This is a genomic window from Mucilaginibacter flavidus, assembly GCF_024055575.1.
Lineage (GTDB): Bacteria > Bacteroidota > Bacteroidia > Sphingobacteriales > Sphingobacteriaceae > Mucilaginibacter > Mucilaginibacter flavidus.
In genome coordinates this window covers 31,819-54,594 of the sequence record NZ_JAMXOE010000019.1, presented here as the reverse complement: position 1 = coordinate 54,594, position 22,776 = coordinate 31,819, and the positions used below count along the sequence as shown (strand labels likewise).

At 43.0% G+C, this 22,776-nt stretch carries 19 protein-coding genes; 11 read left to right on the top strand and 8 right to left on the bottom strand.

All coding sequences use genetic code 11. The features are described 5' to 3' along the window. Positions 1 to 456: 456 nt before the first annotated feature. The 10 genes from NAF19_RS22595 to NAF19_RS22550 all read left to right on the top strand — a co-directional run bounded on the left by NAF19_RS22595 (position 457) and on the right by NAF19_RS22550 (position 13,444). Positions 457 to 2,967 carry a TonB-dependent receptor gene (locus NAF19_RS22595; RefSeq protein WP_252792616.1) on the top strand — a complete coding sequence of 837 codons (2,511 nt, stop codon included), beginning with the start codon at positions 457 to 459 and terminating at the stop codon, positions 2,965 to 2,967. Between the two features lie 317 nt (positions 2,968 to 3,284). Continuing rightward, a complete protein-coding gene (locus tag NAF19_RS22590; protein WP_252792615.1) occupies positions 3,285 to 3,791 on the top strand; it encodes a GNAT family N-acetyltransferase in 507 nt (168 codons plus the stop codon). Between the two features lie 69 nt (positions 3,792 to 3,860). After that, positions 3,861 to 4,226, top strand: a complete 366-nt coding sequence (locus NAF19_RS22585) for a methionine-R-sulfoxide reductase (protein WP_252792614.1) — start codon at positions 3,861 to 3,863, stop codon at positions 4,224 to 4,226. Positions 4,227 to 4,667: 441 nt separating this feature from the next. Next, complete coding sequence (locus tag NAF19_RS22580; protein WP_252792613.1) at positions 4,668 to 5,639, top strand: ribonucleoside-diphosphate reductase small subunit; 972 nt, start codon at positions 4,668 to 4,670, stop codon at positions 5,637 to 5,639. A 139-nt stretch (positions 5,640 to 5,778) separates the two neighbouring features. Next, complete coding sequence (locus NAF19_RS22575) at positions 5,779 to 8,151, top strand: ribonucleoside-diphosphate reductase subunit alpha (RefSeq protein ID WP_252792612.1); 2,373 nt, start codon at positions 5,779 to 5,781, stop codon at positions 8,149 to 8,151. 380 nt (positions 8,152 to 8,531) lie between these two features. Then, positions 8,532 to 8,756 carry a cysteine-rich CWC family protein gene (locus tag NAF19_RS22570; RefSeq protein WP_252792611.1) on the top strand — a complete coding sequence of 75 codons (225 nt, stop codon included), beginning with the start codon at positions 8,532 to 8,534 and terminating at the stop codon, positions 8,754 to 8,756. 101 nt (positions 8,757 to 8,857) lie between these two features. Beyond that, on the top strand, positions 8,858 to 9,601 hold the full coding sequence (fabG, locus tag NAF19_RS22565; protein ID WP_252792610.1) for a 3-oxoacyl-[acyl-carrier-protein] reductase: 744 nt from the start codon (positions 8,858 to 8,860) through the stop codon (positions 9,599 to 9,601). Between the two features lie 50 nt (positions 9,602 to 9,651). Continuing rightward, positions 9,652 to 10,101 carry an energy transducer TonB gene (locus tag NAF19_RS22560; protein ID WP_252792609.1) on the top strand — a complete coding sequence of 150 codons (450 nt, stop codon included), beginning with the start codon at positions 9,652 to 9,654 and terminating at the stop codon, positions 10,099 to 10,101. A 77-nt stretch (positions 10,102 to 10,178) separates the two neighbouring features. Then, the gene (locus NAF19_RS22555; RefSeq protein ID WP_252792608.1) at positions 10,179 to 12,269 is read left to right on the top strand and encodes a hypothetical protein; all 2,091 of its coding nucleotides are present in this window, start codon (positions 10,179 to 10,181) and stop codon (positions 12,267 to 12,269) included. Continuing rightward, positions 12,269 to 13,444 (top strand): acyltransferase family protein, encoded by a 1,176-nt coding sequence (locus NAF19_RS22550; protein WP_252792607.1) that lies wholly within the window; start codon positions 12,269 to 12,271, stop codon positions 13,442 to 13,444. Before NAF19_RS22555 ends, NAF19_RS22550 begins: the two co-directional genes overlap by 1 nt. A gap of 1 nt (position 13,445) precedes the next feature. On the opposite strand, the gene NAF19_RS22545 is transcribed toward NAF19_RS22550, so the two are convergent. From NAF19_RS22545 to NAF19_RS22515, 7 genes are all read right to left on the bottom strand, one after another. Beyond that, positions 13,446 to 13,805: a four helix bundle protein gene (locus NAF19_RS22545; protein WP_252792606.1), complete on the bottom strand. Its 360-nt coding sequence runs from the start codon at positions 13,803 to 13,805 to the stop codon at positions 13,446 to 13,448. Between the two features lie 84 nt (positions 13,806 to 13,889). Then, positions 13,890 to 14,195, bottom strand: coding sequence for an FtsB family cell division protein (locus NAF19_RS22540; protein ID WP_252792605.1), 306 nt, complete (start codon positions 14,193 to 14,195; stop codon positions 13,890 to 13,892). 172 nt (positions 14,196 to 14,367) lie between these two features. Next, entirely contained in the window at positions 14,368 to 15,693 is a 1,326-nt protein-coding gene (locus tag NAF19_RS22535; protein WP_252792604.1) for a DEAD/DEAH box helicase, read from the bottom strand. A gap of 168 nt (positions 15,694 to 15,861) precedes the next feature. Further along, positions 15,862 to 16,389: a signal peptidase II gene (gene lspA, locus NAF19_RS22530; protein ID WP_252792603.1), complete on the bottom strand. Its 528-nt coding sequence runs from the start codon at positions 16,387 to 16,389 to the stop codon at positions 15,862 to 15,864. A gap of 176 nt (positions 16,390 to 16,565) precedes the next feature. After that, on the bottom strand, positions 16,566 to 17,861 hold the full coding sequence (gene eno, locus NAF19_RS22525; protein ID WP_252792602.1) for a phosphopyruvate hydratase: 1,296 nt from the start codon (positions 17,859 to 17,861) through the stop codon (positions 16,566 to 16,568). A 321-nt stretch (positions 17,862 to 18,182) separates the two neighbouring features. Beyond that, the gene (locus tag NAF19_RS22520) at positions 18,183 to 19,283 is read right to left on the bottom strand and encodes an ABC transporter permease (protein WP_252792601.1); all 1,101 of its coding nucleotides are present in this window, start codon (positions 19,281 to 19,283) and stop codon (positions 18,183 to 18,185) included. Positions 19,284 to 19,397: 114 nt separating this feature from the next. After that, positions 19,398 to 20,162 (bottom strand): ABC transporter ATP-binding protein, encoded by a 765-nt coding sequence (locus NAF19_RS22515; protein WP_252792600.1) that lies wholly within the window; start codon positions 20,160 to 20,162, stop codon positions 19,398 to 19,400. 444 nt (positions 20,163 to 20,606) lie between these two features. Here NAF19_RS22515 and NAF19_RS22510 point away from each other — a divergent pair, with 444 nt between their 5' ends. Further along, on the top strand, positions 20,607 to 21,155 hold the full coding sequence (locus NAF19_RS22510) for a hypothetical protein (protein WP_252792599.1): 549 nt from the start codon (positions 20,607 to 20,609) through the stop codon (positions 21,153 to 21,155). Positions 21,156 to 21,382: 227 nt separating this feature from the next. Here the strand turns inward: NAF19_RS22510 and carA are convergent, their stop codons facing one another. Next, positions 21,383 to 22,486 (bottom strand): glutamine-hydrolyzing carbamoyl-phosphate synthase small subunit, encoded by a 1,104-nt coding sequence (gene carA / locus NAF19_RS22505; protein WP_252792598.1) that lies wholly within the window; start codon positions 22,484 to 22,486, stop codon positions 21,383 to 21,385. Positions 22,487 to 22,776: the final 290 nt, after the last annotated feature.

The window sequence follows — 22,776 nt, the reverse complement described above, 5'->3', positions numbered from 1 at the left end:
TTCGTGCAATTGTCCTGTTTGTCCTGCTCCATTTGTATAGTGGGTATTAACCAAATCATCAAAATGGAAAAGAATCAAACAAACAGGTTCGCCGGAAAAATGGCGGTATTTCAATCGGAAATTTGCGGCTTATTTGCCTGTTACGTATATGGTTAACGCAAAAATTATTTGTATAGTACGGCAAAAAAAATATAGTTTAAAAAGCTGCCAGAAGTAAAAAACCATGAATATTATTGGCAAATAAACTCTATTAAAGCCAATGTTCATGTCCTCCGAAAGCCACAAAAAACCAAGCAAAAACACAGTTCAAACCATCTTTAACCCGCGGCTGATGTTGTATATCAGACACTAAGCTTTGCAACTAAGTTGTTACACTTAAAGTTCATTGTTAAATAATCACACTTTGCCTGTAACATTTCATCTATTTTCGCCTCCAATTACCAAAATCATTAAAAAATGAAACGTTTTTACATAATTATAGCAATTTTATGCTCTTTTATCACCGCTAAGGCCCAAATAGGCCTGGGAGGTGGCGGGTCGACGACGGTCGGAAAAATTTCCGGTAACGTAATCGATTCCCTTACTAAAAAACCGATGGATTATGCATCCGTTGGTTTGTACCGCAGCGGTGGTAAGGCGCCCATCACCGGCGTTATTACCGACGAAAAAGGAAATTTCAGGCTCGACAATGTTAAAGCCGGCAGTTACAAAGTGGTAATAACTTTTATTGGCTATCCTGACAAAGTTATCGACCCGGTAGTAACTACTGCCGCAAAACCTGATAACAATATGGGTGTAATTTCCGTGCCTCCAAGCTCAAAGGTGCTCAAGGAAGTACAGATTCAAGGTCAGGCTGCCCTGATCGAAAACAAAATTGATAAGATTGTTTACAATGCCGAAAAAGATATCACTGCAGCAGGTGGTAACGCTACCGATTTATTGGGTAAAGTTCCATTGGTAACGGTTGACATCAACGGTAACGTATCCGTACGTGGTGATGCCAACGTACGTGTGCTTATCAACGGCAAACCATCAGGCGCTACATCAACCAGCTTGTCTGACGTGTTGAAAGCCATCCCTGCTTCGCAAATCAAAAGCATCGAGGTTATTACCTCGCCGTCAGCAAAATACGATGCTGAAGGTTCGGCAGGTATTATTAATATCATAACCAAGCAAAAAAATGTTTCAGGTATCAGCGGTTCTGTTAGTACAGCTGTAGGTACCAGGCAGAACAATGGTAACTTTAACCTTGGTTATAACAAAAACCGCTTTAGCCTTAATGCTAATATAGGCGGCAACTTAACCTGGCCACAAACTTCAACCATCGACCAAATGATTGAGCTTGGTGATGTAAGCAAATCAACTTCACACGGAACAAGCAGGGTTACCAGGCATGCCAGCAATAGCTCGATAAGCGCTAACTATGAGTTTAACGCCTTTAACAGTATTAATTCATCGTTTAAGTTACTCGATTTTAACTTTAACACCAACAGCAACACCCATACCAGCGGTTCAAATCCGTTTCTGGGCCCGTATGCGTACAATTTAAACTCGAACGGGCATAACGAATTCAGCAATTTTGACTGGAACTTTGATTATACCCACAAGTTTAAAAAAGAAGGCGAAGAACTTGATTTGTCGACCCAATGGAGCCATGGTACAGGTACTACAAACTATACCAATCTTTTTTCAACTACATTCAACCCGAACGTAAAAAACAATATTGCGGGCCTTAACAACGAGTTTACCCTGCAGGGTGATTATACATTGCCGATAAATAAAGTGTTTAAATTAGAGGCAGGCGGTAAAACCATTTTCAGGAGGATAAACAGTACTTCGGACTATTATACTTACGATTATAGCGCCGATAATTTCTTCTATGATAACTTATTGTCGAACGTTTACAAATACAACCAAAATGTTGTTGCCGGTTATTCAGTTTTCACCATCACCCTGCCAAAAAAATGGTCGATATTGGCCGGCATGAGGTTAGAGAACACCAGCATTCATGGCGACCCGCAATCACAAAGCCAGGCTGTGCCGCCATTTAATCAAAGCTACCTTACCGTAGTGCCAAGCTTAACAATCCAAAAACAACTTACTACTACACAAACCATTAAGCTGGCTTATAGCAAGCGCATTACCCGCCCAAGCCTGCAGTTCTTAAACCCGTTTGTTAACAAAAGCAACTCACAGTCGTGGCAGGTTGGTAACCCGCAGCTAAGCCCGGAAGTGTCACAAACTTTAGAGGTTGATTATAACTCGTTTATCGGTACCTCTATTTTAAATGTGTCAGCATATTATAAACATACTGCAGGACTTATTGAAGGTATAGGAAGGCCCATTCAGCCATTTTTGCCCAACGACTCGACATTTATATCGGAAACCAGGTTTCAAAACGTAGGTGCCAATAATTCATTCGGTGGCAGTGTCTTCGGAACTATTAACCCTTTCAAAGCATTGACCATTATTATGAACATCAATGCCTACACTTATAAACCAGACCCTACAGGTTTATTCAGCAAGGATAAATCGCAAAACGGAACTTACATACAGTATGGCGGATTCGTAAGGGCAAGCCTTAACCTGCCAAAAGATTATGTGGTTGAAACATTTGCTTTCGGAAGCTCGCCACGTCACACCTTGCAAGGAACGACCTCAAACTTCAGCATATTTGGTATAGGCGCCAAAAAACAGTTGATGCAAAAAAGACTTGCTATTGGACTTAACGTAATCGAACCATTCCACGCGAACAAAAACTTCACTACTAATTTAAGTAGCCCGGGTTACAAGCAGTATAGCAACTTCCAGTTGCCGTTCCGCTCGTATGGTATAACATTCAGCTACAGCTTTGGTAAGTTAAGCTTCAGCAACCCTAATGCTCCTAAGAAAGGCGTTAACAACGACGACTTGAAACAAGGCGATCAGGGTGGTGGCGGTGGCGCACCAGCCGGCGGAGGAAGATAGTTTTAAGAAACAAGAGCCAAGAATCAAGAAACAAGATAAAGAAGCAGAAGGCCGGGGGAATTTCTCCGGCCTTCTGCTTTTTAATAGGTTTCCATCTGCTGCCGCGAATTTAGCGCAAGATAACCGGGGTATTGTGTGGCTCAAGCTTTCAGCTTCCCATACAAATCTTACAAATATGTCATTGCCGCGCTCGTTCCTTACGGCAATGACAATTTTTTTAACACGTTGTAATACCTCATTTTTACAGTCAAATCACCGTCATTTCCGTCCTCAAAACGATTTAGGCGCCCGGTTTTTCGTATCTTTATATAAGCATTATGAAAATTGTTGAACTTACCGCCGGGCATAATTATAACTACAAAGAGTTTATTTTAAAAGGACTAAAAGCGCATCCTGATGCCTTTCGGATTAGCCCGGTGGACGAGGTGAACGAACCCTTTCCTACAACAGGTAACCCGTACAGTTTTACCCTGGGCGCAATAAATGATGACAATACACTTGCAGGCGTGGTGAGCTTTAAAACAGAAACCGCTAACCGGGAGAAACTGATGCATAAAGGTTTGTTATTCCGGATGTACGTATCTGCTGAAAATGCGGGCAAAGGGGTAGGGCGAAAGCTGGTGGAGCACTTGCTTGCACGGGTTAGGGAACTGGACGATATTGAACAGGTTAACTTAACCGTAGTTGCGACAAATGAAAATGCGAAACGACTTTATACAACATTTGGATTTGAGATTTTTAGCTTTGAAAAAAGAGCTATTAAATTAAAAGATACTTACCTGGACGAAAATGCCATGGTATTATTCACAAAACCTGTTTTATAAAACCGGCGACCTGTTTTAAGGTTGTTATAAACACCTGGGATTAGTAATTATTAAAATTAAAACACTAAAATGAACTACAATAAATTAACACCCGAAGAAGAATATATCATCCTGCATAAAGGCACTGAACGCCCGTTTACCGGCGAGTTGTTAAGTAATAAAGCAAAAGGCCTTTACGTATGCAAACGCTGTGATACGCCGCTGTACACCTCGGAATCGAAATTTGAATCGCATTGTGGCTGGCCGAGTTTTGACGACGAGATTCCGGGTACTGTAAAACGGGTTCCAGATGCTGATGGCAGGCGGGTTGAAATTGTTTGCGCCAACTGCGGCGCCCACCTGGGCCACGTTTTTGAGGGCGAATATTTAACACCCAAAAATGTGCGCCATTGCGTTAATTCCGTATCGATGAAATTTGTGCCGAAAGCGGATTAAGCGGTATTGAAAAAAGTTAATTTAACCTACCCCGAGATTTTTTTTAACATAGGATTTTAACACCTTTTATGCAGCGAAAATCGCCCAGTGATAATATGCCCATATCTTTTGTGCATAACTTATAGGGGGTGTTAAAAACTTAAAGTGTCATCATAAAACAGCATAGCCTATATTTGATTATAAGTTCGTTCAACACTATCTATTGTTACCGGATTTCTAGCCGGTAACGGGAAAAACGAAGCCACGTAAAATTGTGGTTTTTGGCACACAGGTTAAAGTAGTTTGGCAGGGATGAGTGAGTTGATAATTAAGTAGTTAGTAGCAGTAAATTAAGTTTACAGCTCGCCAGCAAAACTAACGCTATGGAATTGTAATCGCCCGTTGTTAACGGGGCAATAGGTTAAAAAAGTGAAGATAAGAACTTGTAAATATTAGGAGCGCATGGAACAGGAAACAGAGTTATTGCTGAGGGAAAACAAAGACCGTTTTGTTATACTTCCAATCAAATATCCCGCAATTTGGGAGATGTACAAAAAGTGCGAAGCCAGTTTTTGGACTGCCGAGGAAATTGACCTTGGCGACGACATGAAATACTGGGATGCGCTGAACGATGGGGAGCGTCATTTTATATCGCACATACTTGCTTTTTTTGCCGCCAGTGATGGTATTGTTAATGAAAACCTGGCCGTAAATTTTATGAGCGAGGTGCAATTGCCAGAGGCCCGCTGTTTCTACGGTTTCCAGATCATGATGGAGAACATCCATTCAGAAACTTATGCGCTGCTAATTGATACTTATATAAAAGATCCTGCCGAAAAAGATCGCCTGTTTCATGCAATCGACACTGTGCCTTGCGTAGGTAAAAAAGCGCAATGGGCATTACGCTGGATAAACAACGGAACTTTTGCCGAGCGTCTGGTTGCATTTGCAGCTGTAGAGGGTATTTTCTTCTCGGGAAGTTTCTGCTCTATATTCTGGTTAAAGAAACGCGGCCTGATGCCGGGCTTAACCTTCAGCAATGAATTGATATCGCGCGACGAGGGTATGCACTGCGAATTTGCCTGCCTGCTTTACCGCATGCTGGATAACAAGTTATCGAAGGAAGCAGCAACTGCTATTATTACCGATGCGGTTGAAATAGAAAAAGAATTTGTTACCGATGCGCTACCGGTTAACCTGATTGGCATGAATGCCAAAATGATGGGCCAGTATATTGAATTTGTGGCCGACAGGTGGCTTGGTGAATTAGGTTACGATAAAGTTTACGGCGCATCAAATCCATTCGATTTTATGGAAATGATATCGCTGCAGGGAAAGACAAACTTCTTCGAAAAAAGGGTAGGAGATTACCAAAAGAGTGGTGTACTAAACTCACAAGAAAGCAAATCGTTTTCGTTAGATGAAGATTTCTAGTTTAGTGATTAGAGGATAGAAAAAAAGAAAATAAAGAAAGCGAAATCTGTGTTAATCGTTTTCAAATAGGTGAAATCATAATAATAGTAGTTAAACAATAAACCTGCCCGGTGGCAGAAAGTTAAAAAGGGGGTCAAACATGTTTGTAGTAAAAAGAGACGGAAAAAGAGAATCGGTAAAATTTGACAAGATTACGGCACGCATTGAAAAGTTGTGTTATGGGTTTCACCTTGTCGACCCGATTGATGTAGCCAAAAAAGTAATTGAAGGTTTGTTTGACGGAGTAACCACTTCTGAGCTTGACAACCTGGCCGCAGAAACTGCCGCTTCGTTAACAACCAAACATCCTGATTACGCATTGCTGGCGTCGCGTATTGCAGTATCAAACCTGCACAAAAACACCATCAAATCGTTTTCGGAAACCATGCGTTTGCTGCATGAATACATCGACCCTAAAACAGGCAAAGATGCATCGTTAATTGCTGACGACGTTTGGGAAGTAATTGAGAAAAATGCCGAACTTTTAGATAGCAGCATTATTTACGACCGCGATTTTGGTTTTGATTACTTCGGTTTCAAAACGCTTGAAAAATCATACCTGCTGAAAATAAACGGCAAAATAGCTGAACGTCCTCAGCATTTATTTATGCGCGTATCTGTAGGTATACATAAAGAGGACGTAGAAAGCGCCATCAAAACATACAACCTGATGAGCGAGCGTTGGTTTACCCATGCAACACCAACTTTATTTAACGCAGGTACTCCAAAACCACAGATGTCATCGTGCTTTTTATTGACCATGAAGGACGACAGCATTGACGGTATATACGACACCCTTAAGCAAACTGCAAAAATATCACAAAGCGCAGGTGGTATAGGTCTGAGCATACACAATGTAAGGGCTACAGGCTCATACATCAGCGGCACAAACGGCACCAGCAATGGTATTATCCCAATGCTGCGTGTGTTTAACGATACTGCCCGTTACGTTGACCAGGGCGGTGGCAAGCGTAAAGGTGCGTTCGCAATCTACCTTGAGCCTTGGCATGCAGATGTTTTTGAATTCCTTGATCTCCGCAAAAACCATGGTAAAGAAGAAATGCGTGCCCGCGACTTGTTCTATGCCCTTTGGGTATCTGACTTGTTTATGGAGCGCGTAGAAGCTAACGAGGACTGGAGCCTATTCTGCCCGCACGAAGCACCGGGACTTGCCGATTGCTGGGGTAAAGACTTTGAAAAACTATACAAAAAATACGAAGCAGAAGGCCGTGCCCGCAAAGTGGTAAAAGCACAAGAACTTTGGTTTGCGATATTAGATTCGCAGGTTGAAACCGGTACACCTTATTTGTTGTACAAGGATGCTGCCAACGGCAAATCGAACCAGCAAAACCTGGGCACTATAAAAAGCTCGAACCTTTGTACTGAAATTATAGAGTACACATCGGCTGATGAAATTGCAGTTTGTAACCTGGCGTCACTCGCATTGCCACGCTACATAAAAGACGGTATTTTCGATCACGATAAATTATATGAAGTAACCTACCAGGCTACATTAAATCTTAACAAGATAATCGACGGTAACTATTACCCGGTTGAAGAGGCAGAACGCTCAAACTTACGCCACCGCCCAATAGGCTTAGGTGTACAGGGTTTGGCCGATGCATTCATCCAGCTGCGTATGCCGTTTGAAAGCGAAGAAGCCAAAAAGCTGAACAAAGAAATATTTGAAACCATCTATTTTGCAGCAATGACAGCTTCGAAAGACCTTGCTATAAAAGACGGTCCTTACGAAACATTTAAAGGCTCGCCACTATCAAAAGGACAGTTCCAGTTTGATTTGTGGAAAGTAAAACCGGAAAGCGGCCGTTGGGATTGGGAAAACCTGCGTTTGGATGTAATGAACCATGGCGTGCGTAACTCACTGTTAGTAGCGCCAATGCCAACTGCATCAACCAGCCAGATATTAGGCAACAATGAATGCTTTGAGCCATACACCTCGAACATTTATACCCGCCGTGTATTAAGCGGTGAGTTTATCATTGTAAACAAATATTTGCTGCGCGATTTGGTGAACCGTGGATTGTGGGATACCGCAATGAAAGACAAAATTATCACCGCAAACGGTTCAATCCAGGACATTGCTGAGATACCTGCTGATGTAAAAGAGTTATACAAAACAGTTTGGGAAATTAAGATGCGTACCATCATCGATATGGCTGCCGACCGTGGCGCTTATATCTGCCAGTCGCAATCGCTTAACCTGTTCATCAACTCGCCAAACGCAAGCAAACTTACCTCGATGCACTTTTATGCATGGAAGAAAGGCCTTAAAACAGGTATGTACTACCTGCGCACCCAGGCAGCATCGCAAGCGGTTAAATTTACAGTAGAAAACCAGGGCGGCAAAAACATGGATGCCGTTATACCGGAAGTTGTTGCCGAACTAAGCAACGATGTACCAGCCGGTCCAAGCTGCTCGATGGAAGAAGGTTGCGTAACCTGCTCCGCATAAGTTTTTAAGAAGTCCGGAAAGACCGGAAGTCAGTAAAGCCCGAAAGTTTGAATGTCATATTCATACTTTCGGGCTTTTGCCGTTTTGTAGGGGTACCATTAACAAAGGCAGGCAACTCAAAAAATTATCGATTACTTAAATTTGTATAAATTTAAAACATCTGATAATGAGTGTGTTTCATTGCGTTCCGGGTGTTCCACGTGAGAAAATGGAACGCTTTGGCGGCATTTAACCTGTTGACTCTGCGGCGATTCACAACCATAACTTATCCCAGGGCAACTTTTTTAGGTGCAACGCGCTTTTACATTAAGTAAACATTCTTATTGCTAAATTTGATAAACCACGCTATGGTCTGTTGTCCATGGTCTATGGACTAAAAAATGATTAAGCACGAAATAATACGTTGCGAACGCTGCGGAACCGGCATTGAATGTAAGGCGAATAGCTTTACCAAATGCCAGTGCAGTACCGTTCAGCTTAATTTAAACGAAGTGCAGTATATTGCTGAGAATTATGAAGGCTGTATGTGTGCGAAGTGTTTGATAGAGCTGCAGGAGGAGTATAGGGCGATGTTGACAGCCCGGACAATTGCAGCCCTGGAGTGAAAGTGAAAGCCTTTCCGGACTTTACCGACTCTCTCTCTAGTTTTCCAACTTTCACACTAATTCCCTATCTTCGCTCTCCGTAACTCATTTGCTAAAACTTCATGAAATTATTAGAAGGAAAAACTGCGCTTATCACAGGGGCATCCAAAGGGATAGGGCGTAAAATTGCCGAAAAGTTTGCCGAGCATGGCGCTAATGTGGCTTTCACTTATTTATCGTCTGTTGAAAAAGGGCAGGCCCTTGAACAGGAACTGCAAAGCTTTGGTACCCAGGTAAAAGGCTACCAATCTGATGCTTCTAAATTTGATGAAGCAGAAAAACTTATAAACGATATAATCGCCGATTTCGGCACCCTGCATATAGTGGTTAACAACGCCGGCATCACCAAAGATGGCTTGCTGATGCGCATGACCGAAGCCCAGTGGGACGAAGTTTTAGACGTTAATCTAAAATCGATATTTAATGTTACCAAGGCTGCATCAAAAATTATGATGAAAAACCGTAACGGCGTATTTATTAACATGAGCTCGGTTGTGGGTGTACAGGGTAATGCAGGCCAGGCTAACTATGCAGCTTCAAAAGCAGGGATTATAGGCTTCTCCAAATCGATAGCAAAAGAACTGGGCTCGCGTAACATTCGTACCAACGTGGTGGCCCCCGGCTTTATAAAGACCGAAATGACCGAAGTGCTGGATCCAAAAGTTGTTGAAGGCTGGGCACAGGCCATCCCGCTAAAACGTGGCGGGGAAACTGAAGATGTGGCAAACTGCTGTGTTTTCCTGGCATCTGATATGGCATCATACATCACCGGGCAGGTAATTCCTGTGGATGGGGGAATGTTATAGGGAGGAATTTCGGATTTCGGATTTTCGATTTCGGATTTAATAAAAGAGACATGACAGTCGGTCGCAAGTTTATTCAACTTATATTATTTGCGATTTGCCTGTCATATTTTGTTTTCAATAAAGCGGCCGCCCAGCAAAAACAGCCGGATAATACAAGATTTCAGGATTCCCTGGTACATAAACTTGTGTACATCTATGCCGAACAATTGCCCGAGCCAAAAGGCGGAATGACAACTCTTTTCAAACAGGTCACCAAAAAATTGAAATTTCCTGCAGGTGATGCTGATTATGCAGGAAGAGTAATTGTTGCCTTTGTAATAGAACCCGACGGGAAAATTGATGGCGAACGGGTTATTAGAGACCCATCAGGCAACCAGCAAATTTTCAGCAAGCAAATTTTTCAGATTATTAAAACCATAAAATGGAGGCCCGCCCGACGCAATGGAAAGGCAGTCCCCTTCTTATACACACTCCCGATATCAATAGATATAACGGAATAACAACTTATTCTAAATCATATCACAATATTTTTGCATTTTGCAAGTCAACGTAAAGCGTATTAGTGATACGCGAATATATGCACCTTTTATTTTCAATTACCTGGGGAACGATTTCGGGATGGTGGGTACCTGCCTGCCTGCTGCTTGGTTTGCTTTATGCATGGTTACTGTACCGTCAGCCGGTGCAACTGGCGGATAAGTTTCGCTATATCCTTTTTGCAGTAAGGGCTATTGTGGTAACGTTTATTGCGCTCTTGCTGGTATCGCCGCTGGTAAAATCGGTAAGCTATAACCCGCAGAAGCCGCTGGTTTTGGTTTTGCAGGATAATTCGCAATCCGTAAATATGTTTAAATCGCCGGGACAAACGGCGCCGGTAGTTGTAATAGATGGACTGTCAGGCTTAAAACAGCAATTGGGCGACGGATACAATGTTCAGGAGTTTCATTTTGATAAAGATTTAAGCAATGGCTTTGATAAAGATTTTAATGGCAAGCAAACCAATATTTCGCAAGCGCTTCACCAGTTAAACGACAAGTTTGTAAACCAGAATATTGGCGCAATTGTACTGGCTACCGATGGCCTTTACAACCAGGGTGCCGACCCGCAATACGAGGCTAAAAACTTCAAAAACAGCATTTACACCGTAGCCCTTGGCGATACCGTCGCCAAGCGCGATTTACTTATCGGTAATGTAAACTACAACAAAACTGCATTTTTAGGCAACGATTTCGAGATTGAAATTTTGACTGAAGCCTACCAAAGCAAGGGCGAAAACATCCGGCTGAACATTACTGAAGATGGCCGGCAGGTTAGTTCACAAAATTTACCGGTCACTTCCAACAGCTTTCAAAAGCAGGTTACGGTTAAACTGAATGCCGATAAAAAAGGCTTGCGAAAATTCAACATCAGTATTGCCCCGGTTAAAAACGAAATATCGACCCAAAACAACTCGGAAACCGTTTATATCGATGTGCTGGACGCCAAACAGAAAATACTATTGCTTTACGAGGCGCCACACCCTGATATCAGTGTTATAAAACAGTCGATAGAGAACAACAAGAACTACGAGCTTAAAGCCAGCCTGGTGAGCGATCTGGCAAATGTTAAGCCGGCTGATTATAACCTCGTTATCCTTTACCAGCTATCACCGGCAAGTAACGGCATTGTACAAAATATTATAAAAAGCAAGCTGCCGCTGTGGTACATAGTTGGCGGACAAACAGATTTGGGCAACTTTAACAGCCAGCAAAAGGTAACCCGTATCAATTCTGGCCGGTTGGAAATGCAGGAGGTATTTGCCCAGCCGGTTAACGATTTTACGGCATTTACCTTATCCGATTCATCCCGCAAAAAAATAGCCGCCCTGCCACCTTTGCTGGCGCCTTATGGCAGCTACACCTTGCCGCCGCCTGGCGATGTATTGCTAAAGCAACGTATCGGCAGTGTGGAAACCGCTTTCCCATTACTATCATTTGCGGATGAAGGCGGGCAACGTATAGGTGTGTTAAACGGCGAGGGCCTTTGGCGCTGGCAACTGGCCGAATTTCAAACATACGGTAATCACCACGCTATGGAAGAACTGTTTGGCCAGGGTGTACAATACCTTACCGCCAACGCTAACCGTCAACGCTTTATAGTTTATACCGCCAAACATGTGTTTGACGAAGGCGAAAATGTGCTGATAAATGCGGAACTGTACAATGATGCCCTCGAGTTGATCAATACCCCAGATGTCCGTATCGAACTTAAAAACGATGCAGGGAAAGACTACAGCTTTCTGTTTAGCCGCGATGATAAAAGCTACCAGCTGGATGCAGGCACGTTGCCCATTGGCGAATACAACTATACTGGCACTACAAAAAATGGTGATAAATCGTTTACAGCCACAGGCCAGTTAACTGTTAAACCGTTAAATCTTGAATCACGTCAGAGCGCTGCCAATCACCAGCTATTGAATACCATCGCCAAACAAAGCGGCGGCAAAATGCTGATGCCTTCGGAGATTAACCAGCTTGCCGGCCTTATCCGCAAAAATGAAAATATCAAGACTGTTGTTTATGAAGATAAGCGCTACAACGATATTATAGATGTGAAATGGGTGTTTGTGATCATACTGGCGCTGCTTGGGCTTGAGTGGTTTTTACGAAAGCGTGAGGGAGAAGTATAATGCTTCAACCCATTTCTCCCGATACCGCCGCAATAGACGATAGACACAAACTATTGGGCCTCGACCATCTGCGGGCATTTGCCATAGTTTATGTGCTGCTATTTCATTACAAATTTTTCGGTCACCCCAAGTGGGAGCTCTCAATAGGCGTATTCGGATGGACGGGTGTTGATTTATTTTTTGTTTTGAGCGGGTATTTAATTGCGGGTCAATTGTTTGCCGGCGTCGCAAGGGGAAGGCCGATTGCCGCACGCGAGTTTTTCATCAAACGTTTTTTCAGGATAATACCGCCGTATTTTTTGGTGCTGATGTTATATTTCTCGTTTCCCGCTTTAAGTGAGTGGGGGCACCTTTCTTCCGCATGGCGGTACTTCACCTTTACGCTAAATTTCGGCCTTGATTTAAGAAAGTTCGGTACATTCAGTCACGCCTGGTCATTATGTGTTGAGGAACAGTTTTATTTGATATTACCATTATGCTTTTGGCTGTTTACAAAGTATAATGCCGGTAAAAAAGCATGGTTGTTGCTCACCGCTTTATTTATTGGTGGATTTGTGATACGCATTTACTGCTGGAACCATTTTGTGGCCCCGCAGCTATCTGATAACCTGCGTCCGCTCTGGAACTTGTATGTTTATTATCCTACTTACAATCGACTGGATGGACTGCTGGTTGGTGTAAGCATTGCCGGGCTGTTTACCTTTTACCCCAAAGTAAAAGCATGGGTAAACCAATACAGCAACCTGCTAATTCTTGCAGGCATCGCAGGACTTGTTGGCGGCTATTTTGTTTGCCTGGAAAAAGAAAGTTTTATCGCCGGGACCTATGGCTTCCCGGTAATATCGGTTGCTTATGGTTTAATAGTGGCGGCGGCGGTTTGCCCCAATAACGTGCTTTATAAATTTAAGTCGGTGGTTACTTCGCAATTGGCAGCATTGTCGTACTCCATTTATTTGGTGCATAAGATTGTTATTCATGTAACACAAGTGCAGTTAGGTAATCTAGGGATGAATATGGATAGTGGGGTGATGATGGTTTGTTGTTTTGTTGCGGTAGTATTGGCGGCGTTATTAATGCGGTATTTGGTGGAGAAGCCGGCGCTAAAGCTGAGGAACAAAATAATGATGTCTGAAGACGGAGGTCTGAAGTCGGAAGTTAAAGCAGCATCCGTCTAGATTAAGATTTCCAATTTTGATGCAGCTTAAACAATTTCCCACCGATTACTTCGGCCTCTTCCATTAAAGTCTTAAATGTTTCGTCGTTTATGTACTTACATTGAACTGCAAAATTCAACCATGACTTAGTTTCCTGAAGTGAGCCCATGGAATAAACCAGGAACTTCTTGAATTCACTTTCATAAACCCGCCTTCCCCAGCCTTCAGCGATGTTTGCGCAAATGGATCGGGAAGAATCTACAATTTGACTTGTCAGCGAGTAGGTTTCGGATTTCGGAAATGATCGTGTCAATAAATAAATTTTCATTGAATAATCGTTACCCAGCCGGTATACATCTAAATCAAAAAAAGTTTTAATCATATCTCATAAAAAAAGATGCATTGAGCATCTCTAAATCATTATTCGTTTTCTTCTGACATCTGACTTCAGTCTTCCGACCTCTCTTTATTCCTCTTTCTTCGGAGCAACTATCACAAAAACATCCTCGTTATCCTTCTTCATCAAATACTTTTCGCGGGCGAATTTCTCGAGTTGCTGGGGGTTTGAGGTAAGTTCTTTAAGGTCTTTGGCTACCTTTTCGGTTTCTTTTTGGTAGAAATCGCGCTCCTGTTTCAGTTTGTTAACTTCCTGGTGATACTGATATTGCGAGAACAAATCGTTTTTGTCAAAAAATATCATCCACACCACAAACGCCAGCGAAACCAAAAAATATTTGTTCCTGAACAGGTTTATCAATCTGCGAAATGCCATACCGGTAAAATTTGAGTTAAAGCTATTCATAAAGCGCTGGGTATGCAAATATGGTTTTAAACTTTTCAACACGGTGGTGGAGTTTATTGGGTTGACTAAGTTAGATTAGGTTGATTGAGTTTGCCTGGTTAACCTAATCAACCGCCCACTTAATCAACCTAATCAACTAAAATTAATCTCTTCTTCCTCCACGGTTGCCGCCACGGCTTGCGCCGCTCATGCCGCTGCCGCCTGCAGGTTTGTTACCGCTACTTCCACCACGACCACGGTCGGCCCTGCCGAAGCTACGGCCGCGTTGGCCGCCACCACCGCCACCACCTTTTTTCTGGCCTTCGGCATGTTTGGCAACAATGCTTTGGGGGCTCATAGGGTAGGGGTGTGCTTCTTCAACCGGTATCTCTTTCGAAATCAGCTTGTGTATGTCTTTTAAAAATTCAATTTCTTCCTGGTCGCAAAACGAAAGGGCGATGCCATTTAATCCTGCACGACCTGTACGGCCGATACGGTGTACGTAGGTTTCAGGTATGTTAGGCAGCTCGTAGTTAATTACGTGGGTAAGCTCGTCGATATCGATGCCACGGGCAGCGATATCGGTAGCGATCAGCACACGGGTAGTACGGTTTTTAAAGTTGGTTAAGGCCCTTTGACGCGCATTCTGCGATTTATTGCCGTGGATAGCCTCAGCAGTAATACCAACGCGAACCAAATCTTTCACCACCTTATCGGCGCCGTGTTTGGTGCGGGTAAATACCAGTGCCGTCTTAATTTCTTTATCTTTTAATATATGGGCAAGCAAAGCACGCTTGTCGTTTTTCTCAACGTAATAAAGCGCCTGCTGTATGGTATCCGCAGTTGATGATACCGGGGTAACTTCTACTTTTTCTGGTTTGTTAAGTATAGTATCGGCCAATTGTTGAATTTCCTTTGGCATGGTGGCCGAAAAGAAAAGCGTTTGTCTTTTTGCGGGCACTTTGGCTATAATTTTTTTAACGTCGTGTACAAACCCCATATCCAGCATACGGTCGGCTTCATCAAGCACTAGCATTTTGATATGGTCGAGGTGAACGAAGCGCTGGTTCATTAAATCCAATAAACGACCAGGGGTAGCAACCAAAATGTCAACACCGCGGCGTAAAGCATCGGTTTGCGGGTTTTGGTTAACACCGCCGAAAATAACCAGGTGTTTTAAGCCGGTATGCTTGCCGTAAGCTGCAAAGCTTTCGTCAATTTGTATGGCCAACTCGCGGGTTGGGGTTAGTATCAGTGCTTTTATTGTTTTTTGCTCTTTGTGTTGCAGCCTGTCCTGGTAAAGCAATTGCAAAATAGGGATTGCGAAGGCGGCGGTTTTGCCGGTGCCGGTTTGTGCGCAGCCCAGTAAATCTTTTTGTTGTAATAAAATGGGTATCGCTTGTTCCTGTATAGGGGTAGGGGTAGTATATCCCTCTGTTTTTAAAGCCCGTAAAATAGGCTCAATGATATTTAAATCTTGAAATAACATGTAATGTTTTTAAAATATGTTGCTAACGCGATTGCATAAGCGGGTCTGAAGAGTCGTCTGATAAATCAAAACCGTAAGCTAACGGGTAATTAGGCGCAAAGATACACTTTTAAACTAAGATTTAGCGGATTAGTAGATTATAGGATTTTTGGGTGACGAATACGCCGGTTAAACCTGCGGTTCTTCAGCGGCAGCTTCTTCCGTAACTACATCCGGTTTTTTAAAAAGGGCGTGCACAATCAAAATGAGCATCCCCAGCATTATGGATACATCGGCCACGTTAAATATCCCGGTTTGCAGTGAGCCAAATTTGATATGCATAAAATCGGTTACCGAGCCGTAGCGTATCCTGTCGTAGATATTGCCGAAACCACCGCCTACAATCAGTATGACACTGAAGAGCGTCGTTCGGGTAAGTTCGCGGGTGAGCATAAACACCAGTCCGGCGGCAACAGCCATTAGCGGCAGCAGGTTTAGCAGGATAAACCGCAACGGACCCGAAAGCGAATTGCCTACACTTAAAAACGCGCCGGTGTTTTCAACCTTTACCAGGGTGAAGTGGTTATCCAAAAACCTAACCTGTTCGTAATACTCCAGCTTGCGCCGAACAATTGTTTTTGAAACCTGGTCGCAGCCAATATTGATGCTAAGCATAAACAGTATAAGCAGGATTCGTAATGCGCCTTGAACTTTCATTTAACCGGGACCGGGATTAACAGATTTAAACGATTTTAACTGATGTAAAATTAATATTTTAAAGCATAAACGAAAAAAGCCCCATATTATTTACAGGGCTTTAAAATTTATGTGCCGATGAGGACTAGTTAGTAATGGTTAACCTAATCAACCACTCATCTAATCAACTCAATCAACTATTTCTTAGCGTATTTAAAGTTTTTACCAATAAACTTAGCGCTATCGCCTAATTCTTCTTCAATACGAAGTAACTGGTTGTATTTTGAAATCCTGTCTGAACGGGATAACGAACCGGTTTTTATCTGGCCGCAGTTTAAGGCAACCGCTAAATCAGCAATGGTCGAGTCTTCAGTCTCGCCCGAACGGTGGCTCATTACCGAGGTGTAACCATTGGTTTGTGCTAAAGTTACTGCGTTGATGGTTTCGGTTAAGGTACCAATCTGGTTAACTTTTACCAGTATAGAGTTTGCAATATCTTCATTGATACCGCGCTGTAAACGTTTCACATTGGTAACAAACAAATCATCGCCTACCAGCTGAACTTTGCCGCCAATTTTCTCGGTCAACATTTTCCAGCCTTCCCAATCGTCTTCGGCCATACCGTCTTCTACAGAGATAATAGGGTATTTTTCTGTTAACGAAGCAAGATAATCGGCTTGTTCAGCGCTGGTGCGGATAGCACCTTTCTCGCCTTCAAATTTGGTATAGTCGTATTTGCCGTCTTTGTAAAACTCAGAAGCGGCGCAATCAAATGCCAGGCAAATATCAACTCCTGGTTTGTAACCGGCTTTTTCAATAGCTTTTAAAATGGTTTCAACACCATCTTCGGTACCTTCAAAGGTTGGGGCAAAACCGCCTTCGTCACCAACAGTAGTGGTAAGGCCGCGGTCGTGCAATATCTTTTTAAGGTTATGGAAAACTTCGGTACCCCATTGCAATGCCTGCGAAAAAGATGAAGCGCCAATTGGCATAATCATAAATTCCTGGAAGGCTATCGGCGCATCAGAGTGTGAACCACCGTTAACGATGTTCATCATCGGGATTGGCAATGTGTTAGCGTTTACACCACCTATGTAGCGGTATAAAGGCTGGCGGCTTTCCTGTGCTGCAGCTTTTGCTACGGCTAACGAAACACCTAAAATGGCGTTAGCGCCTAATTTTCCTTTATTTTCGGTACCATCAAGCTCAATCATTAATGCGTCGATACCGTTCTGGTCGAACACATCAACACCCTGAAGTTCTTTGGCAATTATATCATTTACGTTAGCAACGGCTTTCAATACGCCTTTGCCCATGTATACCGCTTTGTCGTTATCGCGTAACTCAACGGCCTCGTGTACGCCTGTTGAAGCACCTGATGGTACTGCAGCACGACCAAGGGCGCCATTTTCGGTTAAAACATCTACTTCTATTGTAGGATTGCCGCGTGAGTCGAGTATCTGGCGGGCATGGACATCAATTATTAAGCTCATTTGAAGGGTAATTAGTTAATAAAACCACATAGTGTAATAAGTACACAATTATGTATTAGCCTCCAAATATACACTTTCAAATAAATTCGACGAAAGATTATTAATGATTTCACCGATTTGAGAATCATTTCACTGATTGGTAACATGAATTTAATATGATTTATTGGGATTACACCGATTTTTTTGAAAAATGATTACACCGATTTTGTCTGAACCATGATTGGCCTGATTTAAGGATGAAAGGATGTATAAAATAAGATGCATCCGTTTTCTCTAATCGGTGAAATCATTCTCAAATCGTGAAATCCTCAAAAATAAAAACTACTCCCACTTAAACGTCTTCACCGCCACGGCATAAATCCCGATAAACCACGCGCCCAATATCAATAACTGGTGAGTAACATCGCCTAAGCCGGCTCCTTCAAAGGCCACCTCGCGCATGGCATCGTTAAGGTAGGTTAAAGGTAAAATTTTGCTGATGGTTTGTAACCATACCGGGAACGCCGTAACCGAGAAAAATGTACCCGACAGCAAAAACTGGGGCATGGTAATGATGTTGGAGATTGGGGGCACACTGCTTTCGTTTTTGGCAATACCCGATATTACAAAGCCAAAGCCCATAAAAATAATCAACCCTATTGATGCCAGTACCAGCATATTCAGCACTGTTACCACACCGTGTATCAGCGTAAAGCCAAACCAGTAATGCCCGACCAATATAATAAAGACAGCCCCGAGTAATGAGAATACCAGCCTTGCCAAAGCCTCGCCCAAAACAATACTGTATTTTTTTACAGGGGTAGCAAAAAAACGTTTAATAACCAGCGTAAGCCGCAGACTTAAAAATACAAAGGCAGTACCAAATACCCCGCTGCTTAACAGCGAGAAGCCCAGCATACCCGGCAGCAGGAAATCGATATACTTATATTCCCTGCCTTTGATGGTGGTCGAATGTACTTCGGCAACGGTTGGGGGGCCATTGTTTGCGCTGCTATTGATCCGGAAATATAAGTTAGTAAGCTCCGACTTAAAAACACCTCCTTTTTGTGCCGATGCGTTTGAATACTGCACATTAATGGTGTAAAGCGGCTGGGTATTGTTTTTTTGTATATCAATGATAGCCGCAATATCGCCCCTTGAAAGGCTGGTGGCCATTTCGGCGGTTGTTTTGTTGGTTATAAAATGCACCAGGGGATTTTTTTTCAATGCACTATACACCTGGCTGGTGGTATCGCAGTTTTTTGCCACAGCCACATCAACAGATACGCCACTGCCACCGATATTGGCAAACACCACGATAAATATTAACGGGAAAGCCAAACTAAACACTACTGCCGACGGACTGCGGGTGATGGAACGGAAGCTGGCCTTGGCAATAGCCATGGTTGCATTAAAATTGCTGTATCTTTTTTGAGGGTTCATTAGTTCAGTGGTTCATTAGTTCATTGGTGCATAGCTTAATACCTTTTTAGCTGCCAACTGCTCACTTGCAACTGCCAACTTCTGCTCCCCCTTTAGGGGGCTGGGGGGCCGGGGCTATCCTTCCCGCCATTCCTTGCCGGTCATGTTTATAAATACATCTTCCAGGTTGGCCAGCTTCACTTGTTTCTTGCGTTCGAAACCGCCTTCCACCAGTTTATCTATAAAATTATTTGGCGTATCGATGCCGATGATGTGGCCGCCGTCCACAAATGCTACACGGTCACAAAGTTCTTCGGCTTCGTCCATATAATGGGTGGTAATTACCACGGTGGTGCCGGCATCCCTGATTTCGCGTATCAAATCCCAGAGGTTGCGGCGTGCCTGTGGGTCGAGGCCTGTGGTGGGCTCGTCTAAAAATATAATGCGCGGATTGTTTATTAAAGTAGTAGCTATCGAGAAGCGTTGTTTTTGCCCGCCCGACAGGTCCTTGTATTTTGCTTTGGCTTTATCGGTAAGGGCAACCTTTTCCAGCATTTCCAGTGGCGTCTTATTGATGCCATATAAGCCGCAGAAAAGATTGATCAGTTCGCTCAGGTTTAAGTTCGGGTAATAACCGGCAGCCTGCAGCTGTACACCTATTATCTGCTTAATACTGTCGGCACCGGTTTCGATGTCAAAGCCGTCGACGGTTATTTCGCCGCTGGTTTTATCGCGAAGGGTTTCAATTACTTCAAGGGTGGTGGTTTTGCCGGCACCGTTTGGGCCAAGCAGGCCGAATATTTCTCCCTCGTAAACTTCAAAGCTTATGCCTTTTACAGCGGCAAAATCGCCATAGTTTTTTACCAGGTTTTTTACAGTTATAATGGGTTTGTCTGCCATGGTGTAAAAGTGCAACGGATTAGTGAATTATCAATGAGGTTTAAGTTAAATGGCATAAAAATTACTGGTTTCTCATTTTAATCTCCCCCTGAGGGGAGACTAAAAGAGTGGGATAGGGCTTAATTATAGTAATTAGCTTATTAAATGCCCGATAGAATGTAATATTGAATGTAAGTGTTCGGCAGCTTTAACTACCAGGTGTACCAATTGAATTGCGAGTAAAGTTTTCATAACAATGATTTGATTTGCGGCACAAAATTGCTGTGAAAACGCTTTTTTGCATAGTGGTATTAGGCGAAATGCGGTAAAATGTCGGTGAATATAATACCCCTGTCGCCGAATATGATGGAAATTATCGGTGGGTATCCCCCGGATTATCGGTGGAATTTATATCTTTAGATGAGTATCAACCCATAAAGTTTAATCGCAATTAAAAAAATCATCATGAAAGCCTTATTTATCCTGCTTGCTTGTGCTGTTATTTTATCATCCTGCCATGTTTCGGTTAAAAAAACCATTGGCGTTCCCGACACATCCATAACCAAAACATACACCGTGCCTGAAGACAGCGCCATAACAAAAGCCGTACAGGATGCCTATATGGCCATCAGCTTTAAAGAAGGTGAGCAGCCCCGGTACAGCGAGATACCAAACTATTTTATTCCCGAGGTGCAATTCATAAATTTCCGCACCGATACTGCGCAGATATTCAATATGAAACAGTTTGAAGATCTGTTTAAAAGCTTTCTGCAACAAACACAAACGCATATGTTTTATGAGGAAGAAGCATTTGGCCGTACCGAACAATTTGGCAAAGTAGCACACCGCATAAGCACCTATGTTACCTATTTAAATACCCGCGATAAACCGGCAGAGCGAGGCGTAAACAGCTTCCAATTAATTAAAACGCCGAAAGGGTGGAGGGTATCAAGCATTATCTGGGATGTGGAGAAACCTACTTTGAAGGTGCCGGATTATTATTTGAAGAAGTAATAATGAATTAAATGTAGAGACGCAACACTTGCGTCTCTAGGCCATACAGGTCGGAAAATTGCAGTTTATAATCCGTAAATATTGACGACCTAAACGTAGGAGACGCAAGTATTGCGTCTCCTACGAGGGGAAAGGCCACTGTTTCGTTCTTTTTATGTGCCGAACACCCGGAAACAGGGTGAAACAAAAAAGCGGTTAACTCATCATCAACCGCTTTATTTATGCTTTTAGTTCTTCATTAAATTGATAAAATCATCAAACAAATACCTGCTGTCATGCGGGCCGGGAGATGATTCGGGGTGATATTGTACCGAGAAAGCTTTTTTGCCTTTTACGCGGATACCTTCAATAGATTGGTCGTTAAGGTTGACGTGGGTAATTTCTACCTTATCAGATGCCCTTACAGCTTCAGGTACTACACCGAAACCGTGGTTTTGCGATGTTACTTCGCAATGGTTGATGATAACGTTTTTAACCGGGTGGTTTAAGCCGCGGTGGCCGTTAAACATTTTTATGGTTGGGATATCATTTGCCAAAGCCAGCAACTGGTGACCAAGACAAATCCCAAACATCGGTTTCTCCGATGCCAAAACCTTTTTAACTGTATCTACTGCGTAAGGCATAGCCGATGGATCACCAGGGCCATTGGAGATAAAATAACCGGTTGGGGCAAAGTCCTTTTCCATTTCCTCAAACGACGTTTTCGCCGGGAAAACCTTTGCATAAACGTCACGGTCGTCAAAGTTGCGCAGGATGTTTTTCTTAACACCAAGGTCGAGCACGGCTACACGGTAAGTAGCACTTTCATCGCCGAAGGTATAGGTTTCAGTAGTTGAAACTTTTGATGATAGCTCCAAACCATCCATTGATGGTACTTCGTCAAGCTTTGCTTTTAACTCATCGATGTCTAAAATTTCTGAAGAGATAATAGCGTTCATCGCGCCTTTATCGCGGATATGCCTCACCAATTGGCGGGTATCAATATCTGATATACCAACGATATTCTGCTCCTGGAAATAATCCTGTATCGACTCGTTAGCCTGCTTGCGGCTATAGGCAATGTTGTAATTTTTACAAACAAGGCCGGCAATCTGGATCTGGTTTGATTCAACCTCTTCGTCAGCTATACCATAGTTGCCGATATGCGCATTGGTGGTAACCATAATTTGCCCGAAGTATGACGGATCTGTAAAAATTTCCTGGTAGCCGGTCATGCCGGTGTTGAAGCAAATTTCGCCGGTGGTAGTTCCCATTTTTCCGGCAGCTTTGCCATAAAATACAGTTCCATCAGCCAGTAATAATACCGCCGGTAATTTGGTGAAATAAGTCATTATCTAAAAAAATTGAATGATTAAAAACCCGGTTAGCCTGGTGCGGCGCTCCGTGAAAACAGACTGAAATATTGAAGTGCGTTACTTCTGGATTCACGGGTGCAAAGGTAGAAAAAGATTTCGGAAGTCGGATGTCCGATGTCGGATTTTTTTGAATGCGGAAATCGGAATGCCGATTGCGGAATGGTTTGGTGAATATATAATTCTATCCAGGCCAAAAAAAGAATAATTCCGAAATCGAACATCCGAAATCCGAAATAAGAATAATTCCGAAATCCGAAATAACATTA